Raw genomic sequence first — 18,375 nt, forward strand, 5'->3', positions numbered from 1 at the left:
CCCGCCGCTCACCCATGCGTCGATCGGGAGACACCTGGATCGACACGGTCCCGGAAATTCCTCGAAGAAGTTTTTCCGGGGGTGTGCGGCGCCGCTACTTCAGCTCGGCCCCGAACGCCGCCTTCGTGTACGGCGCCCCGACCCCCTTGCCGCCGAAGGCGAGGGCCGCGTCCGTGACCAGGCCGGTGGCGCGGCCCTGCAGAACCGCGACCGCGCCGTTGCCCGCGTCCTCGAACAGTGCGGTGGCGGCCAGGTCGGCGTGGCCGTCGCGGTTGATGTCGAGCAGGGCGACCGTGGCACCGAAGGAGTCGTTCCGCTCGGCGGCGCCGGGGACGCCCTTGGTGTTCTGACCGAAGGCCTGCGCGCCGGTGCCGGTCAGGCCGGAGCTGCTGCCGCGCAGCACGTCGACCACGCCCTCGCCGTCGTTCTCGCCGGGCGCGCCGACGGCCACGTCGTCGATGCCGTCGCCGGTGATGTCGCCGACGGAGACGGAGGTGCCGAACCTGTCGCTCGGCTCCGTGGCGCCCGGGACGCCGGGGGTGTCCTGCGCGTACGACTGCCAGGTGTCCTGGCCGCCGAGGCCGGAGGGCGAGCCGTAGGCCACGGAGATCTTCTCGTCGTCCGCGAATCCGCTGACCAGGTCGTCGTAGCCGTCGCCGTTGACGTCGCCGAGCGCGGCCGCGCCGTCGCCGCCCGGGTACGAGTCGGTGACGCGGGTGAGGCCGGACGGGCCGCTCAGGTAGAGGCGGCTGCAGTGGCTGCCGTCACCGCAGTAGCCGGTCAGCAGCAGGTCGGCACGGCCGTCGCCGTTGACGTCGCCGGTGCCGCCGTCGTGGATGTCGATCCACTTGAGGTAGTCGGGGTCGAGCGGGGTCTTGGCGGCCGGGCTGCCGGAGCGCTTGAGCGGGCCCTTCCAGAGGGTGGCGGTGGTGCCGTGCGGGTCGTCGCCGGAGGCGAAGCCGGTGCGGAACGCGGCGAGGTCGAGGCGTCCGTCGCCGTTGAAGTCGCCGGTCTGGGTGTCGGTGGCGGGGATCGACGTGCCGCCGGACAGCCCGTGCGGGCCGCCCCAGACCACGACCGCGTCGGCCGACGCGGAGCCCGTGCCGATGACGAGGTCGGCGTAGCCGTCGCCGTCCAGGTCGCCCTTGGAGACCTGGAGGCCGAAGCGCTGGTCCTTGGCCGGGCTGCCCGGGACGCCGGTCGTGGCACGGCTGATGATCGTGCGGTGCGTGGTGGACAGGCCGTGCGGACCGCCGTACATCACGGCCACATAGCCCGCGCCGGACTGCCCGCCGACCGTGGCGCGCGGGGCGCCGACGGCCAGGTCCGCGTACCCGTCGCCGTTGAAGTCGTCGCGGACGGGCGCGGCCGTCTTCGTAGCGGACGCCTGCGGTACGGCGACCCCGAGGGCGGTGAGGCCCAGGGTCAGCGGAAGCGCCCAACGGGCGTGCGAACGCAACGAGAACACCGGAAAACCCCCACATGTACGGCGATCGGATCACCGCAGGAGACTCGCGGGTCACACCGATGGTTGTGCTGCTCGGCCCGGCGGGCTGTGGTGCTGCTCAGCGCAGCGACGCCCACAGTTCGCTCGCCGCCGGTTCCTTCGCCACCACACGGTTGGCGTCGGAGGGTGCCGTGACGACCGGCATCATCACCGTCTTCACCCGGTCGGCGGTGAGGCCCTTCAGGCTCTGGCCGAGCTTCGTCAGCTCGCCCAGGGAGTCGAGGCCGGTGTCCGTGGTGAGGCTGGCGGTGACCGCGTCGGCGACCTTGTAGAGCTCGGCCGGGTCGGTGAGGAGGTCGGTGGTGGCCATCTGCTCCAGCAGGGCCTTCACCAGCTTCTGTTGCAGGCCTATGCGGCCGAGGTCGCTGCCGTCGCCTATGCCGTGCCGGGTGCGGGCGAGGGCCAGGGCCCGGGTGCCGTTCAGGTGGTGGGTGCCGGAGGCGAGGTGCAGATGGCTCTTGTCGTCGTCGATGTCCTGGTCGGTGGTGACCGTGACCCCGCCGAGCGCGTCCACCAGCTTGGCGAAGCCGGAGAAGTCGATCTCGATGTAGTGGTCCATGCGGACGCCGGTGATCGACTCGACGGTCTTGACCGCACACACCGGACCGCCCACCGAGTAGGCGCTGTTGAACATCGCGCTGTACGCCACCGCCGTGGAGCCGCCGGAGGACAGCGGGCAGGACGGGCGGGTGACGAGGGTGTCGCGCGGGATGCTGACGACGGTCGCCTTCGTGCGGCCGGCGTCGATGTGCACGACCATCGCCGTGTCGGAGCGGGCGCCGGAGCTGTCGCCGCCGCCCAGCTCCTGGTTGGCCCTGCCGCTGCGCGAGTCGGAGCCGAGGACCAGGATGTTCAGGGCCTCGGTGGGCAGCGGGGAGGCGGCGGCCGAGGCGGTCGCGGCCGGGGTGACCACCGCCTTCGCCGGGCGGTTGTCGCCGAGAGCGCCGTTGATGTCGACGCTCTTGATGTTGTTGTTGAGGTGCCAGTACGCGTAGCCGGCCGTGGCCACGCCCAGCACCAGGAATCCCGCCAGAGTGAGGCCGGCGGCCTTCAGCGCTCTCGACCGCCGGCCCACCCGTCTGCCCGCGTCGCCCTGCTCCTCGTGTCGCGTCACGGGCAGGAACGTAAGTCCGAATTATTAGCAGACTGTTAGCGGAAGCTTTGAGAGACGGTTTTCTCGGGAAATTCTCATCCCACCGTCACCGTGGGCAGCGGATTGCTCCCGCTCCACGACGCGTTGAAACCGAACGTCACCGAACCGCCGTCCGGCACGGACCCGTTGTACGAGGCGTTCGCGCAGGACACCGCCGCGCCGGACTGGGTGCAGCCGGCGTTCCAGGCCTGCGTGATCTGCTGGCCCCCGCCGAACGTCCAGTTCGCCTTCCACGAGGACAGCGAGGCCCCGGAGCAGGAGATCGTCACCCGGCCCGTGAAGCCGGTGTTCCACTGACTGGTCACGCTGTAGGCCGCGGTGCAGGCACCGGTCGGGGGCGGGGTGGTGGTGGAACCGCCGAGGGCCTCGGCGATGCCGCGGTACGCCGGTTTCGGTGTGTAGTTCTCGTCGTACGGCGTCGCCGCCCCGTACCCGGGGAACGTGCTCGGCACCCAGGAGTCGGAGTCGGTGAAGCCCCACACGGTGACGTTGACGCAGCGGGTCACGGCCGCGCAGGCGGCCACCACGGACTTGAAGTCGGCCGCCTGCTGGGCGAGTTTGGCGCTGTCGGCGGGCAGCGCCATCCGTACGTCCAGCTCGGTGATCGCCACGTCCACGCCGAGGTCGGCGAAACGCTGGATGTTCTGCTGGAGCGTGGCCGGCACCTGGCCGAGGACCAGATGGGCCTGCAGGCCGACGCCGTCGATCGGGACGCCCTGCCGCTTGAGGGACTTGACCAGGTTGTACAGGGCGGTGGACTTCGCGTTCACGCCCTCGACGTTGTAGTCGTTGATGTACAGCTTGGCGTCCGGATCGGCCGCGTGCGCCCAGGTCAGGGCGTTCGCGATGTAACCGGAGCCGAGGCCGTCGTACCAGAGCGTCGAGCGGTAGCTGCCGTCCTCGTTGAACGGCTCGTTGACCACGTCCCAGGCGGCGATCTTTCCCTTGTAGCGGCCGACCTCGGTGCCGATGTGGTTCTGCAGCAGGCTGCTCAGCTGGGCGGAGGTCCGGCTGCCGTTGGTCAGCCAGCCGGGGTTCTGGCTGTGCCAGACCAGGGTGTGGCCGCGCACCTGCTGGTGGTGGGCCTGGGCGAAGGCCACGATCTGGTCGGCCTCGCTCCAGTCGAAGCTGCCCCGGGTGGGCTCGACCGTGCCCCACTTCATGGCGTTGCCCGGGGTCAGCGAGCTGAACTGCGCCCCGGCCAGGTCGCCGTAGGTGCCGGTGAGCTTGGAGCCGGTGACGGCGGTGCCGATGACCTTGTTCTTCGCCGCGGCGAGGTCGCGCAGCGGGGTGTCGGCGGCGTGGGCGGTGCCGGTGCCGGCGGCGCACAGGCCGACGATGGCGACCAGAGCGGCCGGACAGGCCCTTGAGGAAGTTCTGGAAGTTCTGGAAGTTCTGGAAGTTCTGGAAGTTCTGGAGGATCTCATTGCGGGTGCCTCCGAAAGTTTCGGTCGTGCAACCGATTGACTTCGGAGGAGTGTGGGGGCGCGCACCCCACCCGTCAATACGTCAACTTCCGGCCACCGGTGTCACCGCACGCCCGGCGCCGCCGTACTGGAACGCACCACCAGGCTGGTCGCGAGCTCCACCCGGGTCGCCGCCCGCTCGTCCGCGGCGCGGCCCAGCTCCAGCACCAGCCGGGCCGCGGCCTCGGCCATCTCGGTCAGCGGCTGCCGTACGGTCGTCAGCGGCGGGCCCACCCAGCGGGCCACCGGCAGATCGTCGAAGCCGACCAGGCTCAGGTCCTCCGGGATGCGCAGCCCCAGCTCGCGCGCGGCCTCGTACAGGCCGAGCGCCTGCAGGTCGTTGCCCGCGAAGACCGCGGTGGGCCGGCCGGGGCCGCGCAGCAGCTCCATGCCCAGGCGGTAACCGGAGTCGTGGTGGAAGTCGCCGGTCCTGATCAGATCCGGGTCGACGGGGAGTCCGGCGGTCTCCAGGGCGGCGCGGTAGCCGTCGAGGCGGGCGCGGCTGCACATCATCCGGGAGGGTCCGCTGATCGCGCCGATCCGGGTGTGGCCGAGCTCCACCAGGTGCCGGGTGGCGGCGAGGCCGCCCTGCCAGTTGGTGGCGCCGATGGAGGGGACGTCCGGGCCCGGGTCGCCTGCCGGGTCCATCACCACGAACGGGATGGAGCGGCTGGTCAGCAGCGCCCGCTGGGACTCGTCCAGGCCGGACAGCACGAGCACCACCCCGTGCGGGCGGCGGGCGGCGACCTGGTCGGCCCAGGTCCGGCCCGGGGTGAGCCGCCCGGCGGACTCGGACAGCACGACGCTCAGGCCCGCGCCCCTGGCCACGTTCTCCACGCCCCGGATGACCTCCATCGCCCAGGCGCTCTCCAGCTCGTGGAAGACCAGGTCGATCAGCGGCGAACGGGACGCCTCGGCGCGGCGGCGCCGGTAGCCGTAGGCGCGCAGCAGCTCCTCGACCCGGGTGCGGGTCGCCGGGGCGACATCGGCGCGGCCGTTGAGGACCTTCGAAACAGTCGGAGCGGACACCCCGGCTTCCCGGGCGATTTCGGCGAGGGTCGCCGTCTGCGTTTCTGCGGGCTTCGAAGGCTTCATGCCCGGGATCGTATCCCTGCGGGCCCTCTTGACGAAGGTCTTCGCGCGCCATAGGTTCCCGGAACATTCGAGATATTGACCGAAACATTCGTGAGCATCCCGACTCCATCCGACGGGAGTTCCATGACCACCGCCCCTTGGCGCGACCCCGCCCTGCCCGCCGCCGACCGCGTCGACGCCCTGCTCTCCCGGATGACCCTGGAGGAGAAGACCGCCCAGCTGTACGGGGTGTGGGTGGGCGCCGCCACGGACGGCGACGGCGTCGCCCCGCTGCAGCGCGAGATGGCCGCCGGCCCCTCCGCCGACGAATGGGACGAGCTGATCACCCGCGGCCTCGGCCAGCTGACCCGCTCCTTCGGCACCGCGCCCGTGGACCCGGCGCTCGGCACCCGGGCCCTGGCCCGCGCCCAGCGGCGGATCGCGGCGGCGGGCCGCTTCGGCATTCCGGCGATCGCCCACGAGGAGTGCCTGGCGGGGTTCACGGCCTGGGGCGCGACGGCGTACCCGGTGCCACTGGCCTGGGGCGCGGCCTTCGACCCGGCGCTGGTCGAGGAGCTGGGCCGGCGCATCGGCCGCGATCTGCGCTCGGTCGGTGTCCACCAGGGTCTCGCCCCTGTCCTGGACGTGGTCCGCGACCCCCGCTGGGGCCGGGTGGAGGAGACGATCGGCGAGGACCCGTACCTGGTCGGCACCACCGGCGCGGCCTATGTGCGGGGCCTGGAGTCGGCCGGGGTCGTCGCCACGCTCAAGCACTTCGCCGGGTACGCGTCCTCCGCCGGCGCGCGCAACCTCGCGCCCGTCCGGGCGGGGGTGCGCGAGTTCGCGGACGTGACCCTGCCGCCGTTCGAGATGGCGCTGCGCGAGGGCGGGGCGCGCTCGGTGATGGCCTCGTACACCGAGACGGACGGTGTGCCGGTCTCCGCCGACCCCCACCTGCTCACCGGCCTCCTGCGCGACGAGTGGGGCTTCACCGGCACGGTGGTCGCCGACTACTTCGGCATCGGCTTCCTGCAGACCCAGCACCGGGTCGCCGAGGACGAGGCGGGCGCGGCGCACCTGGCCCTCGCGGCGGGCATCGACGTCGAGCTGCCGACCCTGAAGTGTTACGGCACCCCGCTCGTGACCGCCGTTCGAGAGGGCCGCGTCCCGGAGTCCCTGGTGGACCGGGCGGCCCGCCGCGTCCTGCTCCAGAAGTGCGAACTGGGCCTGCTCAACGAGGACTGGCAGCCGGAACCGGACGGCCCGGTCGACCTCGACCCGGCGGACAACCGGGCGCTGGCCCGGCAACTGGCCCAGGAGTCGGTGGTCCTGCTGGACAACCCCGACGGTCTGCTCCCCCTGGCGCCCGACACCCGGGTCGCGGTCGTGGGCCCCCGGGCGGCGGACGCGCTCGCGATGCTCGGCTGCTACTCCTTCCCGTCCCACGTGCTCACCCACCACCCCGAGGTCCCTCTCGGCATCGGCGTCCCGACCGTCCTGGACGCCCTGCGCGCCGAACTCCCGGACGCCAAGGTCACGTTCGCCGAGGGCTGCGGGGTCTCGGACCCGGGCACCGCGGGCTTCGCGGAGGCGGTCGCCCGGGCCGCCGAGGCGGACGTGTGCGTGGCGGTCCTCGGCGACCGCGCGGGCCTGTTCGGCCGGGGCACGTCGGGCGAGGGCTGCGATGTGGCGGACCTGCGACTGCCTGGCGTACAGGGCGAGTTGCTGGACGCGCTGCTCGCCACGGGCGTCCCGGTCGTCCTCGTGCTGCTGACCGGCCGCCCCTACGCACTGGGCCGCTGGCACGGCCGGCTCGGCGCGGTCGTGCAGGCCTTCTTCCCCGGCGAGGAGGGCGGCCCGGCGCTCGCCGGGGTCCTCTCCGGCCGCGTGAACCCCTCCGGCCGCCTCCCGGTGAGCGTCCCGCGCCTGCCCGGCGGGCAGCCCTGGACCTATCTCCAGCCCCCGCTGGGCCTGGCCGGCGAGGTCAGCAGCCTGGACCCGACCCCGCTGTACCCGTTCGGCCACGGCCGCTCGTACACGTCGTTCGCCTGGGAGGACGGTACGGGCGACGATGTCACCGAGATCGGCACGGACGGCTCGTACGACCTCTCGCTGACCGTCCGCAACACGGGCGGGAGCGCGGGCGCGGAGGTCGTCCAGCTGTACCTGCACGATCCGGTGGCGTCGGTGACCCGTCCGGACGTCCGGCTCATCGGCTACCAGCGGGTGGAACTGGCCCCGGGTGAGGCCCGCCGGCTGACCTTCCGCTTCCACGCGGACCTGTCGTCCTTCACCGACCGCACGGGCGCGCGAGTGGTGGAGCCGGGGGCGCTGGAGCTGCGGCTGGGACCGTCGAGCGCGGAGGTACGGCACACGGCTGCGCTGCGGCTGACGGGACCGGTGCGGGTGGTGGGGTCGGATCGGCGGCTGCGCTGTGAGGTGGAGGTGTCCGAGGGAACCGATTGAGCGGAAGGGGCCGGGGGGACGTATTGAGCCACGGCGGAACCAGAGAGAACCCGGTTCCGCAAGACCCCTGACGCGGGCGTTCGGAATCGGTTCAGGTTGCGCCTGGCAGGGTCGGGCCGAAGTTGATCACCCCCCACCCCGACAGGAGCACCCTTGACGACCACGAAATCCGTGATGAAGAAGCTGCCCGAGGTCACGCTGGCGTTCTGGATCATGAAGATCGCCGCGACGACCCTCGGCGAGACGGCCGGCGATCTGTTCGCGCAGACGCTGAAGCTCGGCTACTTCCTCACCACCATCGCCCTGTTCGTGGTCTTCGTGGTGACGCTGGTGATCCAGCTGCGCTCGTCCCACTACAACCCGTTCTTCTACTGGACCGTGATCCTGTCGACCTCCATGGCCGGCACCACGATGTCCGACTTCATGAACCGGGACGCCAGCGCCAAGTACCTCTCCGACGGCGCCACGAAGCTGGGCTGGGGACCGCAGGGCCTCGGCCTCGGCTACCCGGAGGGCGCGGCGATCCTGATCTCGATCCTGCTGTTGATCTTCCTCGGCTGGAAGCTCAGCGGGATGACCTTCCAGATCACCGAGATCGTCTCCTTCCGGGGCGAGGCCCTGTTCTGGTCGGCCATCCTGGTCTCCAACACGCTCGGCACCTCGATGGGCGACTTCCTCTCGGACAGCTCGGGCCTCGGCTACCTGGGCGGCGCCGCCCTGGTGACCGGTCTGCTGCTCGTGCTGCTCGCGCTGATGAAGGTGCCGGCCGTCCCGAACGTCCTGCTCTTCTGGATCGCCTTCGTCCTGACCCGCCCGCTGGGCGCCACGGCCGGCGACTTCCTGACCAAGCCCGTCGCCAAGGGCGGCCTGGACCTGGGAACGGCCGGTTCGTCGGCGGTGCTGCTCGCGATCCTGTTCGGCCTGATGGCGTACGCACACCTGCAGGAGCGGCGGGCCGGGGCGGACGGACCCGAAGGCCCGGAGGCGGAGGCGGTCAGTCCCGAGAAGGCTCACCGCCGGTAACGCAAACACCCCGCCCCCGGAGAACCGGGAGCGGGGTGTTCATGGAGCGCCGGGCAGGCCTTGCACCTGCATTTCCCCGCAGGAAGCGGGGCGTCTTTCCTTGGACCACCAACGCACTGCGTCCGTACCGGGGTTCCGGCCGTTCGCGTGTGATGATCATAGCGCGTGAACGGGCCCGCGCGCCAATCAGCGGTCCGGCCGCTCCCCGTCCACCGACTCGAACCGCCACCGGTGCACCGCCCGGGTCACCAACTCCGCTTCCGGTTCCGGCAGTTCGGGCAGCGAGGCGTCGTACGGCGCGTCCCACCACGTGATGACGAGCACCCGGTCCTGCGGGGCACGGAAGGTCTCCCGCCGCACCGGCGCGGGGGCGAGCCGCTGTTCCCGCGCCCAGGCGAGCAGTTCCTCGCCCCGGCCCTCGGCGGCCCGGGCCTCCCACATCAGGGCGACCGTCACGAGTACAGGTTCTCCTTGCTGACCTCGTGCACGTGGTCGTGGCCGTGCCCGTGGCCCGGAACGTGCGGGTCCGTCACCGGCAGGGAGGAGTCGGCGGACAGGTCCCAGTCGGAGGCGGACCGGTTGCGGGCGATCATCTCGGCGCCGAGGGCCGCGACCATCGCGCCGTTGTCCGTGCACAGCTTGGGGCGCGGGACGCGCAGGCGGATGCCGGCGGCCTCACAGCGCTCCAGGGCGAGGGCACGCAGACGGGAGTTGGCCGCGACGCCGCCGCCGATCATCAGGTGGTCGACGCCCTCGTCCTTGCAGGCGCGGACGGCCTTGCGGGTGAGGACGTCCACCACGGCCTCCTGGAAGGAGGCGGCCACGTCACGGACCGGGACCTCCTCGCCGGCCGCGCGCTTGGCCTCGATCCAGCGGGCCACGGCCGTCTTCAGGCCGGAGAAGGAGAAGTCGTAGGCCGGGTCGCGCGGGCCGGTCAGGCCGCGCGGGAAGGCGATCGCCGCCGGGTCGCCCTCGCGGGCGTAGCGATCGATGACCGGGCCGCCGGGGAAGCCCAGGTTGAGCACGCGGGCGATCTTGTCGAAGGCCTCGCCGGCCGCGTCGTCGATGGTCGAGCCCATCGGGCGGACGTCGGAGGTGATGTCCTCGGACAGCAGCAGGGAGGAGTGACCGCCGGACACCAGCAGGGCCATGGTCGGCTCGGGCAGCGGGCCGTGCTCCAGCTGGTCCACGCAGATGTGGGAGGCGAGGTGGTTGACGCCGTAGAGGGGCTTGCCGAGCGCGTAGGCGTACGCCTTGGCGGCCGAGACGCCGACCAGCAGGGCGCCGGCGAGACCGGGCCCGGCGGTGACCGCGACGCCGTCGAGGTCCTTCGCCGAGACGCCGGCCTCCTTCAGGGCGCGGTCGATGGTCGGGACCATCGCCTCCAGGTGGGCCCGGGACGCCACCTCGGGCACAACACCGCCGAAGCGGGCGTGCTCGTCGACGCTGGAGGCGACGGCGTCGGCCAGCAGGGTGGTGCCACGGACGATGCCGACGCCGGTCTCGTCGCAGGAGGTCTCGATGCCGAGGACGAGAGGTTCGTCAGTCATTGGTCTCGGTTTCTCGTACGGAGGAGGAACCCGTGGCGGTGCCGCCGGATTCCGTGGTCAGGCGCATCACCAGGGCGTCGACGTTCCCCGGCTGGTAGTAGCCGCGTCTGAAGCCGATGGGCTCGAAGCCGAAGCGCTCGTACAGCTTCTGGGCGCGGACGTTGTCGACCCGGCACTCGAGCATGACCTCGGAGCAGTCGAAGTCGGTGGCGGCCTTCAGCAGCTCGGTGAGCAGGCGGGCACCGAGCCCGGTGCCCTGCTGGTCACGGGCCACCGCGATGGTCTGCACGTCGGCCAGCTCGCCGGCGGAGGCCAGGCCCGCGTAGCCGACGATGCGGTCGGCGTCCTCGGCCACGAGGTAGCGCCGGGTCGCCTCGTCACCCCGGGAGTGGGCCAGCTCGGACCAGAACATGCCGCGGGACCAGGCGTCCTCGGGGAAGAGGTCCTTCTCCAGCTCGAGGACCGGGTCGATGTCCCACCAGCGCATCTCGCGCAACTGTGCGGTCACTTGGGCGTGACCACCTTGTAGTTCTTGGGGACCTGGGCGTCGGGACGCCGCAGGTACAGCGGGCGCGGTGCCGGGAGTTCCTCGCCCGCGGCCAGCTTCTCGGCGGCCAGTGAGGCGAGGGCGGCGGCGGACACGTGCTCGGGCTCGTGGGCGCTCGGGAACGTGTCCGGGTAGAGCAGCGCGCCCGCGCCGACCGCGGGGAGTCCGGCGACCTGCTCGGCGATGTCGGCGGGGCGGTCGACGGCGGGGCCGGTCAGGCGGGTGCGGGAGTCGGCGTACTTCGCCCAGTAGACCTCCTTGCGCCGGGCGTCGGTCGCCACGACGAAGGGGCCCTTCTCGATGTCGGCGGCGTAGGCGAGCGCGTCCAGCGTGCACAGGCCGTACACGGGAACACCGAGCGCGAGGCCGAAGGTGTCGGCCGTCATCAGGCCGACGCGCAGGCCGGTGTAGGGGCCGGGACCGGTGCCGACGACGACCCCGGTGACGGCCTCCAGTTTGAGCCCCGCCTCGGCGAGCACACGGTCGACGGCCGGCAGCAGCAGCTCCCCGTGCCGGCGCGCGTCCACCTGACTCGACGACGCGATGACGTCCGTCCCGTCGTGCAGTGCGACGGTGACGGCGGGCGTGGCGGTATCCAGAGCGAGCAAGAGCACGCGAACAGCCTACGGCGCCTGCGGCTCGTGCATGGCCGTCCGGGGCAGACGGTGACTGACTGCTACGGTCTGTACGAAGTACGACATATGACGCGAGGCAGAGGTGGCGGACGTGGCAGGGACCAGCTCGGGGATCGTGGCCGGCCTCACCGCGGCCGCCGTGGGCACCGTCGGCTTCCTCGCCTACCAGGCACAGGCGACCGTACCGGCGAGCCTCGGCGGCGTGGCCGGCGCGGGCGCGTCGCCCTCGGTGAGCGCCAGCAAGGCACCGCGCGACCTGCGCAACCCGGGCGCCCTGCCGGGTGACTCCGGTACGGGTGAACGCGTCGTGTACTCGGTGGACGACGACCGGGTCTGGCTGGTCGACGAGAGGAACGTGGTGCAGCGCGGCTTCGGGGTGCACCCGGGCGCGGTCGACCCGCCGGTGGGCAGGTACTGGGTCACGTCCCGCTCCAACGCGGTCACCGGCACGGACGGCGTGCCCATCGAGCACGTCGTGCGCTTCACCAGCGTGGACGGGGTGGTGATCGGCTTCAGCGCGGCGGTGGGCAGCAGCATGGGCACGACCACCGACAGCAGCGTGAAGACGGGCGGCATCCGGGAGCGGCGCGAGGACGGCGACGCGATGTGGAAGTTCGCGACGATCGGCGTACCGGTCGTCGTCATCCGCTAGCGGCGGCTACGCGGCCCGGCGGTGCCCCCGGTCCCGGTCGGTCTTCTCGGGCTCCGGCCGGCGCGGTGGTCTGGAGATCGCGTCCGCGGCCGCGCACGACGCCAGCAGGTCGCGCATGGACACCCCGGAGACCGCGACCGGCTCGGCCGGCTGCGCCGTGGGTCGAGAAGCGGGCATGGACGCCTCCTGACGTGCGGGGGCGGGGAGTAGTTAGGCACACCTAACCACGAGCTGGCTACCATGTGACCACGCCCGGGACGTCCGGCGCAACATGTTGCCGACGGCTTGTCGGAAAGTACCGCGGATCAGGCGTCGAGCGCGTCCAGACCGGCCTCGGCCCACCGCCGGCCGAGCCCGGTCAGCGTCACGTGCCGTACCTCGTCCTTGGTGTCACCGACGGCCCGGTGGATGACGACCTGCAACCGGTCCTCGGTCAGGTCCTCGACCTTGCCCTCGCCCCACTCCACGACGATCACCGAGTCGGTCAGCGAGACGTCGAGGTCCAGGTCCTCCATCTCGTCGAGGCCACCGCCGAGCCGGTAGGCGTCGACGTGGACGAGCGGCGGGCCGTCACCGAGGGAGGGGTGCACCCGGGCGATCACGAAGGTCGGCGAGGTGACCGCACCACGGACCCCCAGCCCCTCGCCGAGCCCTCGGGTCAGCGTCGTCTTGCCCGCGCCCAGCTCCCCGGTGAGCATCACCAGGTCGCCCGCGCGCAGCAGCTTGGCCAGCCGGCGGCCCAGCTCCCGCATCTGCTCGGGGGAGGTGACGGTCAGCCGGGTCTCAGCGGGGTTGTGCGGTGCTGCTGGTGCTTCCATAGCCACTTACGGTAGCTCCTGCGGGCACGGCACCCGCGCGGGTGAGCAGGTCGGCGAGCCGGTCGGTGACCACTTCCGGGTGTTCCAGCATCACCAGGTGCCCGGCGTCCGGCACGAGCACCAGCTCGGCCTCCGGCAGCAGGTCGGCCATGGCCTCGCTGTGCTCGCTGGGCGTGATCAGGTCCTGCACTCCGGCCAGCACCAGCACCGGGAAGTCCCGGAAGCAGGCGAGCGCCTCGGTCTTGTCGTGGATGGTGAAGGCCGGGTAGAACTCGGCGACCACATCGATCGGCGTCGACTCGATCATCCGCTCGGCGAACCGCTCGACGGCCGGGTCGACGTCCCGGGTCGCGAACGAGTAGCGCTTGATGACCCCGGCGAACAGGTCGGCGGTGGCTCGGCGGCCCTTCTCCACCAGCTCCGCCTGCTGGCCGAGTGCCTTCAGCACTCCGGGGAGGATCCGGCGCACCGCGTTGACACCGGCCAGGGGCAGCCCGAAGTTGACCTCGCCGAGCCGCCCGGACGACGTACCGACGAAGGCGGTGGCGACCACCCGGTCCCGGATCAGCTCCGGGAACTGGTCGGCCAGCGCCATCATCGTCATCCCGCCCATGGAGTGGCCGACCAGCACGATCGGCCCGTCCGGCACGGCCGCGTCCAGGACCGCCTTCAGATCGCGGCCGAGCTGCTCGATGGCGACGGGCACATCGTCCTGGGCCTGGACGACGCCCCGCCCGGACCGCCCGTGGCTGCGCTGGTCCCAGTGCACGGTGCGCACGACCCCGCGCAGGGCCGCGCGCTGGAAGTGCCAGGAGTCCTGATTGAGGCAGTAGCCGTGGCTGAAGACTACGGTGACCGGGGCGGGTGCCTTGCGGCCGAACAGCCGGCGGCGGCGCGGGGAGACGTTCGGGCCGGGGTCGGGTTCGACGTCGTCGACCTCGTAGTACAGCTCGGTTCCGTCGTCGGCGTACGCCTTGCCCGGGGTGCCGCGCAGGGAGCCGTAGGGGCCCGCCGAGTCCAGCGCCAGCCGGGCCTTGCGGCGCATCCCGCGGCCGACGGTCATCCGCTCGATGGCGACACCGGCCGCCGCGCCCGCGGCGAGCACGCCTATCGCGGCACCGGCGATGCCGGTCGCCCTGCGCCAGCTGCCGGCCGCCTCCGCGGCGGAGGCGGCGGCGGCCGCCGAGGCGACGATGTCCGCCACGGCCTCCGCACTGCTCTCGCTCACGTACCGCTCCTCTTCGCCGTACTGCAGTTCGCTGGGTGAATGAAACAGGTGGTGCCGGTGTGGCTCGCGTGGTGCAGGTGTGGTGCGTGGTGCCGGTCGTGGCAGGAGCAACCGGGCGCGCGGCGCCCGCCCAAAAAAGGGGCTACCCCTGTTCTTCCCCATTCACATAGACGCGAGGAACGCGCGTTCCGATCCGCGTGACGATTTCGTACGCGATCGTGCCGCAGGCCTGCGCCCAGTCCTCGGCGGTCGGCTCGCCCCGGTCGCCGGGCCCGAACAGCACCGCCTCCGCGCCCACCGGGGGCTCGTCCCCGCCGAGGTCGACCACGAACTGGTCCATCGCCACCCGCCCGGCGACGGTCCGCCACTTGCCGTCGACCAGCACCGGACCGGTGCCGGAGGCGTGCCGGGGAATACCGTCCGCGTAGCCGACGGGCACGAGGCCGAGGGTGGTCTCGCCGGGGGTGACGTAGTGGTGGCCGTAACTGACGCCGTGCTCGCCGGGCACGTGCTTGACCAGTGCCAGCGACGCGCTCAGCGTCATCACGGGCCGCAGGCCGAAGTCGGCCGGGGTGCCGATCTCCGGGCTGGGCGAGACGCCGTACATGGCGATACCCGGACGGACCAGGTCGAAGTGGGTCTCCGGGAGGGTCAGCGTGGCCGGGGAGTTGGCGAGGTGCCGCACCTCGGGGCGCACGCCCTGCTCCTCCGCGTACGCCACCATCTCCCGGAACAGGGTGAGCTGGGCGGCGATGGACGGGTGCCCGGGTTCGTCGGCGCACGCCAAGTGGGACCACAGACCGGTCACCCGGACCAGCCCCTCGCGCTCTGCGCGCAGGGCCTCGCGGACCAGCTCGGGCCAGTCGGCGGGCTGGCAGCCGTTGCGGCCGAGCCCGGTGTCGGCCTTCAGCTGCACCCGCGCGGGCCGTCCCGCCTGCCGGGCGGCCTCGGTCGCCTCCCGCAGCGCCCACATCCCGCTGAGTGAGACGTCGATGTCGGCTTCGACGGCCTGTCGCCAGGGCCCGCCCGGCACCCACAGCCAGCACAGGACACGCGTGTCCAGGCCGGCGGCGCGCAGGGCGAGTGCCTCCTCGGGCGTGGCCGTGCCGAGCCAGGTGGCCCCCGCCTCGACGGCCGCGCGGGCGCACGGCACGGCCCCGTGGCCGTAGGCGTCGGACTTGACGACGGCCATCAGGGCAGCGCCCTGCGCCCGGGCACGCAGGGCCCGCACATTGGCGCGCAGGGCGGCCAGATCGATCTCGGCCCGGGCGCGCAGGGGCGCGGTCGGCACAGCTGCAGTCTCACTCATGGCGCCCCCAGTGTCTCAGAGGCCGGTGCGGGCCCCAGGTGCAGCATCGGGTACCGGGCCGCCGCCCCCGCTCCCCGGCCTCCTCCACGTTGCCGGGCTCGCGGTGGCGAGCAGCACCGCGACGCCTCTGTGCGCGATTCGTCTGCTGATCATGCGATCAGCCAAACGCGCGGCCCCGGCGGATCCCGGGTGCCGCGCGGACGGGTCACCCGAGGGGTGCACCTGGGTACACCCCGGTTCGGCAAGCAGGTGCAGTCCGCGCGCGTCGCCGCCCCGGCATCGTCGAGGGCATGCAGACGACACGGACGAGACAGCGGTGGAAAGTCCGGGCAGGGGTCTATCTCGTGGTCGCCTTCCTGGCGGCCGGGGCACTGGGAGCCGTGCAGCCGGCCACCGGGATTCCCACGGAGGTCGTCCAACTGACCCAGTTCGGCCCGGCGCTGGGCGTGGCCCTGGCGGCTCTGCTGTGGCCGTCCCGGACGCGGGGACTGCTCGCCGGTCCCCCGGGTCACCCGGCCTCCCCCTGGCGGCAGTTGCTCGTCGCGCCCTTCCTGATCACCCTCCTCTCGGCAGGCCCCTACACCCTCCTCACCGGCACCGCCCACGCCACCGACCCACGCAGCCTGCACCACCCCTTCCTCCTCGTCGTCCTGGCCCAACTGGTCGGCGCCTGCGGCGAGGAGATCGGCTGGCGCTGCTTCCTGCAGCCCCTGCTGCGCACCCGCTTCGGCCCGCTCACCGCGTCGGTCGCGGTCGGGGCGGCGTGGGGTCTGTGGCACGTCCAGGCGCTGGCTCAGAGCCCGGCCTACGCGGCGGGCTTCCTGCTCGCCACGATCGCGATGTCCGTCGTCCTGGGTCTGGCCCTGGAGGAGGTCGGTGGACGCCGGCGCCTGCTTCTCGCGGGCGGCTTCCACGCCCTGGTCAACCTCGGAATGCTGCTGTTCATGGACGAGGAGACGGGCAGGGCGCTGCCGATGGTCCTGTTCGGACTGGCCTGCGCGGTGACGGCGGTGCCGTGGGTGTGGCGGAGGCGGGAGGTTACGATCCCGGCGGCCGTGGGGTGAGGGGGCGTGGGGTGGGGGGTTCGCGGCGCGCGGACTGGGTCGCGCTCTGGCGGTGCCAGTCGGTCGGGCTGGCCGGGTTTCTCGTGGTCGGGGCCGGGCTGTTGGCCGGCGGGGCGTTGACGCTGCTGCCGCTCGGGATCGGCTTCCAGGCGCTGCCCGCGGCCGCCCGGCTGCTGCGCCGCGTGTCCGACACGTACCGGGCCCGCGCCGCCCGCTGGACCGGCCGTCCCCTCAGCGCTCCCGACCCGCTCCCCCGCGGCACGTCGGCCCGCCGCAGCAGCGCCGCGATCCTCGGGGACGACGGCTTCTGGTACGACCTGCGCTGGGCCTGGCTGGAGCCGTGGACGGGCGGGGTGCTGGCGGCGGTTCCGCTCGCACTGGTCGAGTACGGGGTGTTCGGCGCGCTGGTCCAGCCCTTCGTCTGGCGCCTGCTGGGCGACGGCAACTGGTACGCCTTCGTACCGGTCACCTCCACGGCCACCATGCTCATGGCCCTGCTCCTCGGCCTGGCCTTCGTCGTGGCGGGCCTGCGCCTGGCGCCCGTGATGGCGACCCTGCACGCCCGTCTCACCCAGCGCCTCCTCTCCGCCCCGCGCACCACCGAACTGGCCCGCCGCGTGACCCGGCTGACGGACACCCGGGCCGCCGCCCTGGACGTGCACGCGGCCGAACTCACCCGCATCGAACGGGACCTGCACGACGGCGCCCAGGCCCGTCTGGTGGCCCTGGGTCTCAGCCTGGACGAGGCGACCCGTCTGCTGGACACCGACCCCGGGACCACGCGCACCCTCCTGCTGGACGTCCGCGCCCTCTCCGCACGGGCGTTGCAGGACCTGCGCGACCTGGTCCACGGCATCCACCCGCCGGTCCTGGCGGACCGGGGCCTCGGCGACGCGGTCCGCTCCCTGGCCCTGGACAGCCACCTGGACGTCGACGTGGCCGTGCACCTGCCCCCGGAACGTCTTCCCGCGCCCGTCGAGTCGGCGGCCTACTTCGCGGTGTCCGAACTCCTCACGAACGCGGCCAAGCACGCGGAGGCGACCCGGGTCGACATCACCCTCGCCCACGACGGCACGCGCCTGCGGGTGACGGTGACCGACGACGGCCGGGGCGGTGCCGACCCGTCGGGCGGGACCGGACTGCTCGGCGTACGGCGCCGGTTGGATACCTTCGACGGCACGCTCGCCCTGCACAGCCCGCCGGGCGGACCGACCACCGCGACCCTGGAGATCCCGTGCGCGTCGTCCTCGCCGAAGACCTCTTCCTCCTCCGCGACGGCCTGACCCGCACCCTGCGCGAGCACGGCTGCGAGGTCGTGGCCTCGGTGGACAACGGCCCCGCGCTGGTACGGGCGCTGCGCGAGACGGACCTGGACGTCGCGGTGATCGACATCCGCCTGCCGCCGACGCACACGGACGAGGGCCTGAAGGCGGCCCTGGAGGCCCGCCGCACCCGCCCGCGGCTGCCGGTCCTGATCCTCTCCCAGTACGTCGACCAGCTCTACGCCCATGAACTCCTCGCCTCGGGCGAGGGCGCCGTCGGCTACCTCCTCAAGGACCGCGTCACCCACACGGCGCAGTTCGTCGACGCCCTGCGCACGGTCGCCGCCGGCGGCACGGTGATGGACCCTCAGGTCATCGCCAAGCTCCTGACACGGAGCGAGAAACGGGGCCGCACGGACGCGCTGACCCCCCGCGAGCACGAGGTCCTCACCCTCATGGCCGAGGGCCGCTCCAACACGGCCGTCGCCGGCACCCTCCACATCAGCGAGAGCGCGGTGGCCAAGCACATCGCGTCGATCTTCGCGAAGCTGGGGATAGAGCAGTCACCGGAGGACAACCGGCGGGTCCTGGCGGTGCTGGCCTACTTGAGGGGCTGAGCCC

The 18,375-nt window shown here is 72.6% G+C and carries 18 protein-coding genes; 6 read left to right on the forward strand and 12 right to left on the reverse strand.

Going from position 1 to position 18,375, the window contains the following annotated elements; all coding sequences use genetic code 11:
- Nucleotides 1–94: 94 nt before the first annotated feature.
- From ACIRVH_RS31060 to ACIRVH_RS31075, 4 genes are all read right to left on the reverse strand, one after another.
- On the reverse strand, nucleotides 95–1,468 hold the full coding sequence (locus tag ACIRVH_RS31060; RefSeq protein WP_403960015.1) for an FG-GAP-like repeat-containing protein: 1,374 nt from the start codon (nucleotides 1,466–1,468) through the stop codon (nucleotides 95–97).
- Between the two features lie 97 nt (nucleotides 1,469–1,565).
- Nucleotides 1,566–2,621 carry an LCP family protein gene (locus tag ACIRVH_RS31065; RefSeq protein ID WP_403960018.1) on the reverse strand — a complete coding sequence of 352 codons (1,056 nt, stop codon included), beginning with the start codon at nucleotides 2,619–2,621 and terminating at the stop codon, nucleotides 1,566–1,568.
- A gap of 74 nt (nucleotides 2,622–2,695) precedes the next feature.
- Nucleotides 2,696–4,087 carry an endo-1,4-beta-xylanase gene (locus tag ACIRVH_RS31070; RefSeq protein ID WP_403960021.1) on the reverse strand — a complete coding sequence of 464 codons (1,392 nt, stop codon included), beginning with the start codon at nucleotides 4,085–4,087 and terminating at the stop codon, nucleotides 2,696–2,698.
- A 102-nt stretch (nucleotides 4,088–4,189) separates the two neighbouring features.
- On the reverse strand, nucleotides 4,190–5,221 hold the full coding sequence (locus ACIRVH_RS31075; RefSeq protein WP_403960024.1) for a LacI family DNA-binding transcriptional regulator: 1,032 nt from the start codon (nucleotides 5,219–5,221) through the stop codon (nucleotides 4,190–4,192).
- Nucleotides 5,222–5,344: 123 nt separating this feature from the next.
- On the opposite strand from ACIRVH_RS31075, the gene ACIRVH_RS31080 reads away from it, so the two are divergent.
- Nucleotides 5,345–7,666 (forward strand): glycoside hydrolase family 3 N-terminal domain-containing protein, encoded by a 2,322-nt coding sequence (locus ACIRVH_RS31080; protein WP_403960027.1) that lies wholly within the window; start codon nucleotides 5,345–5,347, stop codon nucleotides 7,664–7,666.
- A 153-nt stretch (nucleotides 7,667–7,819) separates the two neighbouring features.
- On the forward strand, nucleotides 7,820–8,689 hold the full coding sequence (locus ACIRVH_RS31085) for a hypothetical protein (RefSeq protein ID WP_403960029.1): 870 nt from the start codon (nucleotides 7,820–7,822) through the stop codon (nucleotides 8,687–8,689).
- Between the two features lie 186 nt (nucleotides 8,690–8,875).
- Here the strand turns inward: ACIRVH_RS31085 and ACIRVH_RS31090 are convergent, their stop codons facing one another.
- The 4 genes from ACIRVH_RS31090 to tsaB are packed head-to-tail and all read right to left on the reverse strand — an operon-like array spanning nucleotide 8,876 to nucleotide 11,400.
- Complete coding sequence (locus tag ACIRVH_RS31090; RefSeq protein WP_403960032.1) at nucleotides 8,876–9,145, reverse strand: hypothetical protein; 270 nt, start codon at nucleotides 9,143–9,145, stop codon at nucleotides 8,876–8,878.
- Nucleotides 9,142–10,239: a tRNA (adenosine(37)-N6)-threonylcarbamoyltransferase complex transferase subunit TsaD gene (tsaD, locus tag ACIRVH_RS31095; RefSeq protein ID WP_403960035.1), complete on the reverse strand. Its 1,098-nt coding sequence runs from the start codon at nucleotides 10,237–10,239 to the stop codon at nucleotides 9,142–9,144. The genes ACIRVH_RS31090 and tsaD overlap by 4 nt, the downstream gene beginning before the upstream one ends.
- On the reverse strand, nucleotides 10,232–10,726 hold the full coding sequence (gene rimI, locus ACIRVH_RS31100; RefSeq protein WP_403960273.1) for a ribosomal protein S18-alanine N-acetyltransferase: 495 nt from the start codon (nucleotides 10,724–10,726) through the stop codon (nucleotides 10,232–10,234). Before rimI ends, tsaD begins: the two co-directional genes overlap by 8 nt.
- A gap of 17 nt (nucleotides 10,727–10,743) precedes the next feature.
- Nucleotides 10,744–11,400 carry a tRNA (adenosine(37)-N6)-threonylcarbamoyltransferase complex dimerization subunit type 1 TsaB gene (tsaB, locus tag ACIRVH_RS31105; protein ID WP_403960038.1) on the reverse strand — a complete coding sequence of 219 codons (657 nt, stop codon included), beginning with the start codon at nucleotides 11,398–11,400 and terminating at the stop codon, nucleotides 10,744–10,746.
- A 112-nt stretch (nucleotides 11,401–11,512) separates the two neighbouring features.
- Here tsaB and ACIRVH_RS31110 point away from each other — a divergent pair, with 112 nt between their 5' ends.
- Nucleotides 11,513–12,073, forward strand: a complete 561-nt coding sequence (locus ACIRVH_RS31110; RefSeq protein WP_403960041.1) for a hypothetical protein — start codon at nucleotides 11,513–11,515, stop codon at nucleotides 12,071–12,073.
- A 6-nt stretch (nucleotides 12,074–12,079) separates the two neighbouring features.
- On the opposite strand, the gene ACIRVH_RS31115 is transcribed toward ACIRVH_RS31110, so the two are convergent.
- The 4 genes from ACIRVH_RS31115 to alr all read right to left on the reverse strand — a co-directional run bounded on the left by ACIRVH_RS31115 (nucleotide 12,080) and on the right by alr (nucleotide 15,428).
- Nucleotides 12,080–12,250: a hypothetical protein gene (locus tag ACIRVH_RS31115; RefSeq protein WP_398136969.1), complete on the reverse strand. Its 171-nt coding sequence runs from the start codon at nucleotides 12,248–12,250 to the stop codon at nucleotides 12,080–12,082.
- A gap of 128 nt (nucleotides 12,251–12,378) precedes the next feature.
- On the reverse strand, nucleotides 12,379–12,891 hold the full coding sequence (gene tsaE, locus ACIRVH_RS31120; RefSeq protein WP_403960044.1) for a tRNA (adenosine(37)-N6)-threonylcarbamoyltransferase complex ATPase subunit type 1 TsaE: 513 nt from the start codon (nucleotides 12,889–12,891) through the stop codon (nucleotides 12,379–12,381).
- Nucleotides 12,857–14,119: an alpha/beta fold hydrolase gene (locus ACIRVH_RS31125; protein WP_403960048.1), complete on the reverse strand. Its 1,263-nt coding sequence runs from the start codon at nucleotides 14,117–14,119 to the stop codon at nucleotides 12,857–12,859. The genes tsaE and ACIRVH_RS31125 overlap by 35 nt, the downstream gene beginning before the upstream one ends.
- A gap of 142 nt (nucleotides 14,120–14,261) precedes the next feature.
- Nucleotides 14,262–15,428, reverse strand: coding sequence for an alanine racemase (gene alr, locus ACIRVH_RS31130; protein WP_403960051.1), 1,167 nt, complete (start codon nucleotides 15,426–15,428; stop codon nucleotides 14,262–14,264).
- A 290-nt stretch (nucleotides 15,429–15,718) separates the two neighbouring features.
- Here alr and ACIRVH_RS31135 point away from each other — a divergent pair, with 290 nt between their 5' ends.
- Genes ACIRVH_RS31135 through ACIRVH_RS31145 form a run of 3 tightly spaced genes read left to right on the forward strand, consistent with a single transcriptional unit; the run spans nucleotide 15,719 to nucleotide 18,371 of the window.
- Complete coding sequence (locus ACIRVH_RS31135) at nucleotides 15,719–16,492, forward strand: lysostaphin resistance A-like protein (protein WP_403960054.1); 774 nt, start codon at nucleotides 15,719–15,721, stop codon at nucleotides 16,490–16,492.
- A gap of 11 nt (nucleotides 16,493–16,503) precedes the next feature.
- Nucleotides 16,504–17,775, forward strand: coding sequence for a sensor histidine kinase (locus tag ACIRVH_RS31140; protein ID WP_403960057.1), 1,272 nt, complete (start codon nucleotides 16,504–16,506; stop codon nucleotides 17,773–17,775).
- Nucleotides 17,727–18,371 (forward strand): response regulator, encoded by a 645-nt coding sequence (locus ACIRVH_RS31145; RefSeq protein WP_403960060.1) that lies wholly within the window; start codon nucleotides 17,727–17,729, stop codon nucleotides 18,369–18,371. Before ACIRVH_RS31140 ends, ACIRVH_RS31145 begins: the two co-directional genes overlap by 49 nt.
- The last annotated feature ends 4 nt before the right edge of the window (nucleotides 18,372–18,375 follow it).

The sequence above is a fragment of the Streptomyces sp. NPDC101165 genome (assembly GCF_044768135.1).
Taxonomy (GTDB): Bacteria; Actinomycetota; Actinomycetes; order Streptomycetales; family Streptomycetaceae; genus Streptomyces.